10 protein-coding genes are annotated in these 10,923 nt (G+C 61.8%); 5 read left to right on the forward strand and 5 right to left on the reverse strand.

The window, feature by feature from the left end; genetic code table 11:
• Window positions 1–1,129, forward strand: a 1,129-nt coding sequence (locus Q0L94_RS12645) for a hypothetical protein (RefSeq protein ID WP_296753738.1), incomplete at its 5' end; no start/stop codon positions are given.
• Between the two features lie 8 nt (window positions 1,130–1,137).
• Here Q0L94_RS12645 and Q0L94_RS12650 read toward each other — a convergent pair.
• Window positions 1,138–2,115: a magnesium and cobalt transport protein CorA gene (locus tag Q0L94_RS12650; protein ID WP_296753740.1), complete on the reverse strand. Its 978-nt coding sequence runs from the start codon at window positions 2,113–2,115 to the stop codon at window positions 1,138–1,140.
• 668 nt (window positions 2,116–2,783) lie between these two features.
• On the opposite strand from Q0L94_RS12650, the gene Q0L94_RS12655 reads away from it, so the two are divergent.
• The 4 genes from Q0L94_RS12655 (at window position 2,784) to Q0L94_RS12670 (ending at window position 7,211) form a co-directional block, all read left to right on the forward strand.
• Complete coding sequence (locus tag Q0L94_RS12655) at window positions 2,784–3,536, forward strand: hypothetical protein (protein ID WP_296753741.1); 753 nt, start codon at window positions 2,784–2,786, stop codon at window positions 3,534–3,536.
• Between the two features lie 148 nt (window positions 3,537–3,684).
• Window positions 3,685–4,743: a glycosyltransferase gene (locus Q0L94_RS12660; protein ID WP_296753743.1), complete on the forward strand. Its 1,059-nt coding sequence runs from the start codon at window positions 3,685–3,687 to the stop codon at window positions 4,741–4,743.
• Between the two features lie 57 nt (window positions 4,744–4,800).
• A complete protein-coding gene (locus Q0L94_RS12665) occupies window positions 4,801–6,156 on the forward strand; it encodes an O-antigen ligase family protein (RefSeq protein WP_296753745.1) in 1,356 nt (451 codons plus the stop codon).
• Entirely contained in the window at window positions 6,153–7,211 is a 1,059-nt protein-coding gene (locus tag Q0L94_RS12670) for a glycosyltransferase family 10 (protein ID WP_296753746.1), read from the forward strand. The genes Q0L94_RS12665 and Q0L94_RS12670 overlap by 4 nt, the downstream gene beginning before the upstream one ends.
• A 9-nt stretch (window positions 7,212–7,220) precedes the next feature.
• Here the strand turns inward: Q0L94_RS12670 and Q0L94_RS12675 are convergent, their stop codons facing one another.
• The 4 genes from Q0L94_RS12675 to Q0L94_RS12690 all read right to left on the reverse strand — a co-directional run.
• The gene (locus tag Q0L94_RS12675; protein WP_296753748.1) at window positions 7,221–8,174 is read right to left on the reverse strand and encodes a glycosyltransferase family 10; all 954 of its coding nucleotides are present in this window, start codon (window positions 8,172–8,174) and stop codon (window positions 7,221–7,223) included.
• 47 nt (window positions 8,175–8,221) lie between these two features.
• Window positions 8,222–9,595 (reverse strand): phosphomannomutase/phosphoglucomutase, encoded by a 1,374-nt coding sequence (locus Q0L94_RS12680; protein ID WP_296753750.1) that lies wholly within the window; start codon window positions 9,593–9,595, stop codon window positions 8,222–8,224.
• A 31-nt stretch (window positions 9,596–9,626) separates the two neighbouring features.
• Entirely contained in the window at window positions 9,627–10,613 is a 987-nt protein-coding gene (locus tag Q0L94_RS12685; RefSeq protein WP_296753751.1) for a hydrolase, read from the reverse strand.
• A gap of 13 nt (window positions 10,614–10,626) precedes the next feature.
• Window positions 10,627–10,923, reverse strand: a 297-nt coding sequence (locus tag Q0L94_RS12690) for a nuclear transport factor 2 family protein (protein WP_296753753.1), incomplete at its 5' end; no start/stop codon positions are given.

Raw genomic sequence — 10,923 nt, forward strand, 5'->3', positions numbered from 1 at the left:
GTGGAGCGAGGCGGTGACGGTCAATTCGGTTCAGGGGGCGGCGATCTTTCCCCATCTGGAATCGGCCAACCGTCAGGGCGTGGCGGTGTCGGGCGATAGCGTGGGCGTGGTGTGGGAAGACAACCGCGATGGCACGCCGCAATGTTATCTGGCGATCAAGCCGGGCGCCGCAACGGAATTCCAGCCGGAGATCCGCCTGAGCCAGTCGGCCTGCTACGAGCCGGCGGTGATTGCGCTCGGTGCGGGCCGCTTTGCCGCGGCGTGGGAAGAAGCGGGCAGCGTGCATGCGCGGGTATGGCCCGACGGCGCCGCGTCGAGGCTGGCTGCCGGCGAGGCCGCCCAGGTTACGCTGGCGACCGGGACGGGCGGGATTTACGCAGCCTGGGCCGAGCAGGCCGGGCGGTTCCGCCGCGTCGTCGTTGCCCGGCTGACGTTGGCGGCGGACACGCTCGGTGTCGAGACGGCGCGGCCGGTCGAAGCGAAAACGCCGTCCAACGATCAGGGCTGGCCCGCGCTGGCGGTGGCCGGCGACGGCAGCGTGACGGTGGCGTGGGAAGACCGGCGCGATCGCCACACGGTGCTGCTGGTGAGCCACAGCCGCGATGGGCGCCGTTTTTCCCCGCCGGCCCGCCTGACCGACCAAAAGAGCGGCAGCGTCGGCGGACTGGGGGCAGGCAGCGGCGCGATGCGTCCGACGCTTGCAGCCTGGGGGCCGCGCGGCGTGGCGGCGGTGTGGCTCGACAAGCGCGACTTCCTCTCCGGCTACGACGTCTATGCGGCATTCGATACGGGCACGCGCCGCTTCGGCAAGAATCTGCAAGTGCAGGACAGCTTCGGCGACAACATGGCGCAGTGGCATGCGCGGGTCGTCGGCGACGCCAGCGGCCGGCTGGTGGCGGTGTGGGACGACGCGCGCGACGGCACGCCGGATGTGTGGCTGTCCGACTGGGATGGCGAGGCATTCGGCGACGACGTCGCGGTGCCGGCGGCCGCCGGCGCGGGCGCGCAGTCCGACCCGCTGGCGGCGCTGGATGCGGCCGGGCGCCTGCATGTGGTGTGGCTGGACCGGGATGGGGAGGCGGGGCAGGCAGCCACGCGCATCCGCTACGCCCGCGCCGAGCGGCGCTGAGCGCTGGCTCAGATCCAGCCGCGCCGCTTCAGGCGCCGGTACAGTACCAGCACGCTTATGCCGGTCGCCAGCAGCAGCGCCGGATAGGCCCACGGCCATTTCAGTTCCGGCATATGGTCGAAGTTCATGCCGTAGAGGCTGAACACCACCGTCGGCAGCGCCAGCAGCGCGCCCCAGCCGGCCAGCTTCTGTACCGATTCGTTCTGCTTCACCGACAGCGACGCGAGGTGGAACTGTATCGCGTCCGAGGTCGAGACGCGCAGATGGTCGATGGCAGCCGACACGCGCACCGCATGGTCGTGGATGTCACGGTAATACGCCTTGAGCTCCTTGGTGGACAGTTCCGGATGCAGGCGGATCAGGTTCTGCGTGATCTCCTGCATCGGCTCGGCGGCGTCGCGCAACATGGCCAGCTCGCGCTTCATGGCGTAGAGCTGTTCCAGCATGCCGCGCCCACGCCTGGCGCCGCTCATCAGCTGGCTTTCCAGCGACTGGAAACGCTCCTGCATACCTTCGATCACCGGCCTGAACTGGTCGACGATGAGGTCGAGCACCAGATACAGCGCGTAGGGCGTGGCAGCCTTGATGCCGCTGGGACAGCGCTGCAGGCGCTCGCTTACCCGCTGGTAGCCGCTGCCGCTGCCGTGACGGATGACGACGACGAAATTGCTGCCGACAAACAGGTGGGTCTCGCCGAGTTCCAGGCGCGATTCCCACAGCTGCGCAGTGCGCGTGGCAATGAACACGTGCTCGTCGTATTCCTCGAGCTTGGAGCGCTGGTGGGTGGAAATGGCGTCCTCCAGCGCCAGCGCATGCAATCCGAGTTCATCGCCGAGGCGCGCGATGGTCCGGTTGTCGGGAGATTTCAGTTCGATCCAGATGAAACGATCCGGCCGGCCGACATGATCGCTGATGTCGTCGAAGGCGATCGCGCGGGTTTTGGCGTCCTGGAAGAGCAGGCAGTCGATGATGGCACCTGGTGGCATTGAGAAACGGTGACGAATTCTAGCCCGTATTGCAGGAACGCCACCCGCAAGAAGCCGATCTGCCTCAAAGGAGTTGGAGACTTCGTGCAGGACCGCGGCGGGACGACCTCTCGCCGCCGCCCTTCTGGTCGCATGGTGTAGTGTAAAATCCACGGGTTTCCTGGATCGCGCGTATGCCGCGCGATGTTATGAATTCTTATGAATTTGAAAGAACCCCGCTGGACGGGGCGCACAATTGAATCCCGACCCAAGCAGTCCCGGGCACGGTGGCAAAGGGTTGGCCAAACGTACTTCACAGCCCCCATGGCGGGAAAATCGACGATCAGTGAGCAGGATCCGCATGGGCCTGATAGAGACTCATAGACGAACAGGATTCCAATTTGCGCTGCGACAAATCGGTCAGTCTTTCTGGTTGGAGCAAATTAACCTATCCGCTGACAAGCGGGGAGCTTGGAAAACATACCGCAATGTATTGGTAAAATACGGGCGGTTAAGGACTTTGATACCCGACATCAAGGCACCGAAACCTTGGGAGCTTTTATTCTGTTTGGCTATTTCTGATGGGCCAAGGTGTGGCTGCAACGACAGCGAGAGATGCTGGGTGATGCTTTGCTGAAACAGACCGCACACACATTCAACGCTTCCGGAACAATCAATCCCTCCAGTCCATGCAACACGTAAACGTCCTTTGCCTCAAGTGGGGTACCCGCTACGGCCCGCATTACGTCAACATGCTTTATCGCGCCGTTGGCCGCAACCTGAGCCGGCCGTTCCGGTTTTTCTGCTGTACCGACGACCCCAGCGGGCTGGACGATGGCGTGGAAGTCATTCCGTTTCCCGCCAACCCTGGCGTCAAGCGCGGCTGGCCCGATATTCTGGTCAAGCTGGCGATCCTGCAGGACGGCTTTGGCGGCTTGCAGGGACCGACACTGTTCCTTGATCTGGACGTGGCGATCACCGGGCCGATCGACTGCTTCTTCGACTACAAGCCGGGCGAATTCTGCATCATCCACAACTGGGTGCACTGGCGTAAGGCGGCGCTGGGGCGGCGTCCGGCGGTAGGCAATTCCTCCGTTTTCCGTTTCGAGGCAGGCAAGTCGAACTACGCCTACGAGACCTTCCTGCGCGAGATGCATCGCGCCGAGGATCGTGCGGCCTTCAATACCGAGCAGGCCTTTCTGACCTACGCGATGGGCAATCCGCAGTGGTGGCCGGAGGAATGGGTCAAGAGCTACAAATGGAACTGCCGCCCGGCTTTTCCGCTCAACCTGTTCCGCGCGCCGCAGCTGCCCGAAGGCTGCCGGATTCTGGTGTTCCATGGGCGTCCCGACCCGGACGAGGCGATACGCGGTTATCGCGGATGCAAACCGCATCATCGCACGCTGCCCGCGCCGTGGATCGCGGATTACTGGAAGCTGTAGCTCCTAATCGTGATGCATGCATGTATTCTGCATTCATATCACGGTCAGTCCAAGCGGATGAAACTCACTCCAGCCCATGTTTGGGCGACAAATCACGAAGCGTCTGCAAAGGGGAGCTCTTTGATTTCAGACACGAGAAAGGTTAGGCGTGCCTAGTGTGCTCTGGTGGGGGCGTTTTGACGCCGGCTACTCCCGTAATCGCATCCTGCGCAAAGCATTCGGCGACTTGGGGTGGCAGATCAAGGATTTCCACCCCAAGTTTGCCATGGTGGCCGATTGGGAAGCGCGGCTGCATCGAGTACCCAGGCCAGACTTGATCTGGGTGCCCTGTTTCAGGCAACGAGATTTGGCAGCAGCGAGTCGTTGGGCAAGAAACCAAGGCGTTCCACTGGTTTTTGATCCGCTTATTTCTGCTTATGACAAGCAGGTGGATGAACGTGAAAAACTGAATGTTGATAGTTCGCGTGCACAAAGTTTGCTCATTTGGGAACAAGTTCTATTTCAACGCGCCGATAGGATTATTGCCGACACCCCTGTTCACGCCGACTATTTTTCTCAAGTTCTGGACGTTCCACGCAAAAATCTCTCGGTAGTCTATGTGGGCGCTGAAGAGGAATTTTTCACACCTGAGCATTCGGTATCCAATGCCAGGAATAATCCATTGGAAGTTTTGTTTTACGGCAGCTTCATTCCGCTGCAGGCGCCCCAGATTGTCATCGAAGCGGCCCGGTTGTATCAGGGGCCTCCAGTGAGATGGACTCTCCTGGGGCAGGGGCCGATGCGCGGAATGTGCGAAGAAAATGCCAAGGGTGCCGCAAGTGTAAGGTTTGAAGAGTGGATGCCCTATGAAAAGCTTCCGGTACGCATTCGCCAGGCCGATATTCTGCTGGGTGTATTTGGAACGACACCCAAGGCGGGCAGGGTCATCCCCAACAAAGTGTTCCAGGCACTGGCTTGTGGCAAGCCTGTGATAACACGTTCGGCCAGTTCCTATCCGGAAGATCTGCTTGCTACCTCGGATAGTGGGCTCGTCTGGGTTCCGGCGGGTGATGCCCGGTCCCTTGCTGACCGTGTGGCGAACCTGGCAACCGACCAAGCCAAACTAAGCATGTTCGGCGAGGCGGCTGCAATGACCAGTCGGCAATACTTTTCAGAGTCGGTAGTGCGCCATCAATTGGAAGAGGCGCTTGCCGGCCTGAATGTTTGAATGCCATGCCCAGTAGCATTTCATACTGGTTTGCATAATCCAACGTAATGCGCGCATTTGCCCGAACTGCAAATCCTGAAGCAAGATCGCCTCGCCTCAGATGTGCGATTTGCCATCAAAAATCCAATATGCTCCACCAAGCTTATGACCCGTTCGATTAAAGCGCAGTACTTCACTTGGTTGATTTTTTCCTGCTTCCTGCTGTTTCCGTTCAAAAGGTCAATTGAGTTACCTGTCCTGATCATGACGATTTGTGGAGGTGTGCTCACATACAAATACGGCAGGCGTTTGTTTCAAGAGCCGGCAACCAGGCTTTTTACGCTCTTGTTTGCCTGTATCTGGCTTCCCATGCTGATCTCTTTTCCAGATAGCTATGATCTAAAAAAATCTGGCAGCACGGTTCTGGTATTTCTTCGTTACTACCTCACCGGCCTGTTCGTTATCTGGGCGTTGAGCAAACAGAATCAGGTGCCCCTGCTTGCCAAATTGCTGGCTGGATTGACTGCATTTTGGGTGACGGATGCATTATTTCAGGCTGCGACTGGGCAGAATATTTTTGGCTGGGAACAGATATCCGCCAGACTTAATGGCGTTTTTGGAGAAAGGCAATTGAGATTGGGTAATGCCCTGCCGGTTCTCGCCCCATTTCTCATACTTGCGTTGCGCAGCAAGCCCGTTCTGATGATTGCCGTGACGGTCATGACGGGCGTAGTTATCATCCTTGCAGGAAGTCGTGGCGGCTGGGTCAGTTTCGGTCTGGTGTGTGTATGGCTGAGTATTTCAGAAACCAGGAGGCGTGGGATACCACTTTGGAAAATGGGTGTGGTTACCTTATTGATTGGTCTGGCTGGAACCTTTGCTGCATTCGAGAACCCTGGCGCGAAGCAGCGGTTGGATCAAACGCTTTTACTTTTTTCTGGCGACGAGGCCAAAATTGATCAGGCGCTTTCTCTTCGCTGGACCCTTTGGAAAGATGCCTTCGCCATGGTCGATGCCCACCCGGTCAACGGAGTTGGTGTCAGAGCATTCCGCTATGCTTACCCGGAGTTTGCCCAGCCTGGCGATCCATTCCTGTCTATCGATGAAAAATCTGGCAGGCCAACAGGCGCGTTTTATGCGCATCAAATAGTCTTGGAGGTCATGGCTGAAACAGGCTTGATCGGGTTTTCTGGTCTGGCTTTGTTTTATGCCTGGCTTGTCAGATATTGGTGCTTGGTGAACCCGGAACGGAGAATTGTTGCACTACCATTTGCCATGGCAGCGCTGGTCTGGTTGTTCCCCTTCAACACCCATCCGTCTTTTTATACGGCGCAGTGGTCAATTCTGATCTGGCTGTTGATCGCCATGTTGTGTGCGACTTTACTGCCGCTGCAAAAAATCTCCCGTGATAATTCTGACGGAGTCAAGGGATGACCGATCTCCCCCGGTTGCGCATCAAGTTTCTCGGAAAATACAAACCCGGCCGCGACGGCGAGGGCTGGCTGAAATGCTTTCCCGGCAGGCAGCCGCGCTGGGGCAATTGCGACTTCATCTTCGACCGCGACTGCCGCGACTACGACTGGCTGGTGGTCTACGACGATCTGCCTTCGCTCGCCGGCGAGCGCCATCCGCTGTGGGTCGAAGAGCTGGCCTGCTCGCCCGAGAACACCCTCTTGATCACCGTCGAGCCATCTTCGATCAAGACCTACGGCCGAACCTATCTGCGCCAGTTCAACTGGCTGCTGACCACGCAGGAGCCGTGGGCGACGGGCAGGCACAGGGGGTTGATTTTTCAGCAACCCGCGCTGATCTGGTTTTACGCCACCACTTCGCCGCGCGGCGACTACGATACCCTGGCCTCGTACGTGCCGCTGGAAAAGACCGCAGACCTGTCGACGGTCTGCTCCAGCAAGCGGCAGGGGCATACCCTGCACCGCATGCGCTACGATTTCACCCAGGCGCTCAAGACCCGGCTGCCGTTCATGGAAATCTACGGCCACGGCGTGCGCCCGCTGGTCGACAAGGCCGACGCCCTCGACCCCTACCGTTACCACCTCGCAATCGAAAACCATCTGGGGCCGCACCACTGGACGGAGAAGCTCGCCGATCCCTTTCTCGGTGCCTGCATGCCGGTCTATTACGGCTGCCCCAACGCCGAGGATTATTTTCCGCCGGAGAGCTTCATCCGCATCGACATTGCCGATGTCGACGCCGCCGCCGAGACCATCCAGCGCGCCATCCGCGACAAGCTGTGGGAAAAGAACCTGCCGGCGATTCTGGAGAGCCGCCGGCGTGTGCTGGAACAATACGGACCGATCGCCACCGTTGTGCGGCTGGTCAACGAAAGGCATGCCGCCAACCGCACCTTGCCTGCTTCACCGGTTTTTATCCAGAGCCGCCGCCGCCTGCACCGGCAGCTGCTGCCGGGCCTGCGCTACGGACTGGAAAAAGGCTACGTCCGCGCCCGCCATCGCTGGGCCGGCGACTGAGCGTCGCGCTCAGGCCATGGCCTTGCGCAGTCTGAACAAATGCCCACGCGGAAAGCTGCGGAAAGCCTTGTGCGAGCGCAGCGTCACCGCCTTCTCGGCAAGACCCGGCCGGTATAGCAGCTCGGCCCAGTGCGCCGCCCAGGCGAAAGGGTTGTAGACGTTCAGCACGCGATTGCGGGCTTCCGCCAGCGCGGCCTGGCGCCGGGGGGCGAGCGGCTGATCCAGCAGTTCGGCAATCCGCGCCGCCGCCGCGTCGACGTCCAGATCGTTGATCGACAGCAGCGCTTCTCCGGGCAGGTAATCGGACACGTTCGGGCAGCCCAGATAGACCGGATAGGCCCAGCCGAGGTAGGCGTCGGCGAGTTTTTCAGTCCAGTAATTCTGCTCCACACCGTTTTCCAGCACCAGCTGAAAGCGGTAAGGCAGGATCGCATCCATCTTGTCGTCGATGGACTCGAAGCCGCGCCCGAAATGCACCAGCCGCTCGCCCAGACGCTGCTTCAGGCCTTCGAGCAGGGCCAGCCGCTGGCGCTGGCCCTCGGTCTTGCTGGCGTTGGAGCACACCACGGCGATGCGGTTCTGCTTCTCGGGACAGGCCAGCGCGGACAGATGGTCGTAGCCGTAGCGATAGCTGTTGCTGCTGCGGTCGAGCCCGACGTGCCAGTTGAGCCCGAGCGCGCCGACGTGCAGATGCGGGTGGCGCGACTCCGCATGGCCGTCGACGACGTGGCCGAACTGCCGGTAGAACGCCTGCGGGTACAGCTTTTTCGACAGCGGTTCTCCGGCGATGAACAGGGTGTTCTGCGGCGCAGCGATGAAGCGGTCATACGGGCGCATATTTCCCAGCACCACGCTGAAATCCGTGCGGCCCCCAGGCTCGGGATTGAAGTCGAAACGGCAGTGCCCCCAGGTCAAGCTGCCGCCCGGCGTCAGCAATGCCATGCCGCCGGGTGCGCAGTCCATGTTGATCCGGACGCGAAGCGCGCCGTCTTGCTTCCCCGGCACCACGCTCAGAACGGCAGCGCGAGGCCGGGCGCTGCCTCGTGGATCACCCGGCGGAAGTCGGCCTGGATGCGTTCCAGTGCGGCGGCGTTGTCGGCCTCGAAGCGCAGCACGATCACCGGCGTGGTGTTGGACGGACGCGCGAGGCCGAAGCCGTCGGCGTATTCGACGCGCAGGCCGTCGAGCGTGATGACTTCCTTCGCGTCGGGGAATTTCGCCGTCTTCTGCAGCCGCTCCATCAGCGCGTAATGTTCGCCCTCGGCCATCTTGATGTTGAGCTCGGGCGTGTTCAGCGTATCCGGCAGGCCGTGCAGGGTGGCGTCGATGTCGGCCTGCTTGCTCAAGTATTCGAGCATCCGCGCGCCGGCATACAGGCCGTCGTCGAAGCCGTACCAGCGTTCCTTGAAGAACACGTGGCCGGACATCTCGCCCGCCAGCAGCGCGCCGGTCTCCTTCATCTTCGCCTTGATGAAGCTGTGGCCGGTCTTCCACAGCGTGGGTTTGCCGCCGCGTTCCCGGATCCAAGAGAAGAGATTGCGCGTCGACTTGACGTCGAAAATGATCTCGGCGCCGGGGTTGCGCGAGAGCACGTCGTCGGCGAACAGCATCAACTGGCGGTCGGGGAAGATGATGCTGCCGTCCTTAGTGACCACGCCGAGACGGTCGCCGTCGCCGTCGAAGGCGAGACCGATTTCGGCATCGCTGGTTTTCAGCGCCGCGATCAGGTCCTGCAGGTTCTTCGGCTGCGAGGGATCGGGATGGTGGTTGGGGAAATTGCCGTCGACTTCGCAGAACAGCTCCTCCACCTGACAGCCCATGTCGCGATACAGCTTGGGGGCGAAGGCGCCGGGGACGCCGTTGCCGCAGTCGACGATGATTTTCATCGGCCGCGCGAGTTTGACGTCGGAGACGATGCGCGCGAGGTATTCGCCGGCGATGTCGTGCTGGCGGTAGCCGCCGTCGCCGTGGGCGAGATCGCTGTCGATGAGGCGCTGGCGCAGCCTCTGAATGGCATCGCCCGCCAGGGTTTCGCCGCCAAGCACCATTTTCAGCCCGTTGTAGTCGGGCGGGTTGTGGCTGCCGGTGACCATCACCGCGCTGTTCGTGTTCAATTGATAGGCGGCGAAATAGGTCATCGGCGTGGCGACCATGCCCAGATCGACCACGCCGATGCCGGCCTTGCGGATGCCGCGCGCCAGCGCCGCGGCGAGGTCGGGGCCGGACAGACGGCCGTCGCGGCCGATGCAGATTTCCTGCTGGCCGCGCGCCACCGCTTCGGAGCCGATGGCATGGCCGATGGCTTCGACGATTTCCGGGGTGAAGCTCTGGCCGACAATGCCGCGGATGTCGTAAGCCTTGAAGATTTCCTTGGGGTATTCCACAGCACGCTCCCTGTTTTCAGATGGATCGATTTTACCCGGGCAATGTGTCGAAATACTGCGTCAGGCGGCGCGGAATCCAGCCGGACCTGCCCGGGAAGGGGCCGGAAGGAAAGGCGACGTGGCCACCGGTGGCAGGCTGTTCGAGCGTGACCACAGGCGAGACTTCGTCTGGCGACGGCAGGGCCCAGGCGGGCAGGAACGGGTCGTTTCGCGCGTTGACGACAAGCGTGGGCACGGTGATGGACTGCAGCAGGGGCTTGGAGGACACCTTCTGCCAGTAGTCGTCGGCATCGCGAAAGCCATGCAGCCGCGCAGTGACCAGTGTGTCGAATTCGCGGAAGGTGGTGGCGGCGGTGATTGCTTGCGAATCGAGCAGGCCGGGAAAGCGCGCGGCCTTGTGCAGGGCCTTGGCTTTCAGGGTGACGAGAAAGCGCGCGGTGTAGACGCGGCGGTTGAAGCCACGGTCGAGGCTGTGGCCGGCCGCGGTGAGATCGAGCGGCGCGGAGACGGCGGCGGCGCGCTCGACCAGCAGATGCGCCGCAGCGCCCTGTTCGCCCAGCCATTTCAGCAGGGCATTGCCGCCGAGCGAGACGCCGACCGCGTAAACCGGCGCATCGGCGTGCTGCGATTTGACGTGGCGCAGGATGCATCCGGTGTCTGCGCTGTCGCCGGCGAAATAGGCGCGCGGCAGCCGGTTGTCCTCGCCCGAGCAGCCGCGGAAATGCGCCACCACGCCATGCCAGCCGCGTGCCCGCACGAGGGTCATGAGGTCGCGTGCGTAGTGGCTGTCGGCACTGCCTTCCAGGCCGTGGAACAGCACCACCACCGGCGCGCCGGCCGGGCCGTCGACCCAGTCGAAATCGAGGAAATCGCCATCCGCCAATTCCAGCCGTTCGCGCCGGTAGGCGACCGGCGGGACGCGGAGGAACAGGCTGCTGTAGATGGTTTGCAAGTGGCCGCCAGGCAGCCAGGCCGGGGCGCGATAGGGCATGTTTTCTGGCGAAGGCGTGGTGGCCAAGGCGCCGCTGCCGTTAATGCAGGACCACGGGCGGCGTGCGTGACGGCGGTGTGCCGCCTACCTGGAGTGGCGAGGCATGGTGCAACACCATGCGCCAGCCGTCGGCTTCCTTGCGGTAAATGTTGGTGGCCAGGATCGGTGGGCGCGATTCGGCTTGCTGGCCGATGACGAGATATTCGCGGACGATGCGGATGACCTCGCCGGCTTCGCGCATTTCATGGGCCAGTTCCGCGTGTACGCGGAACTGGCCGGCGGCCTCGAACATGCTGCGCCACCCGGCCGCCACGGCGGTACGCCCATTCAAGGGCGC

Source organism: Thiobacillus sp., from assembly GCF_024708915.1.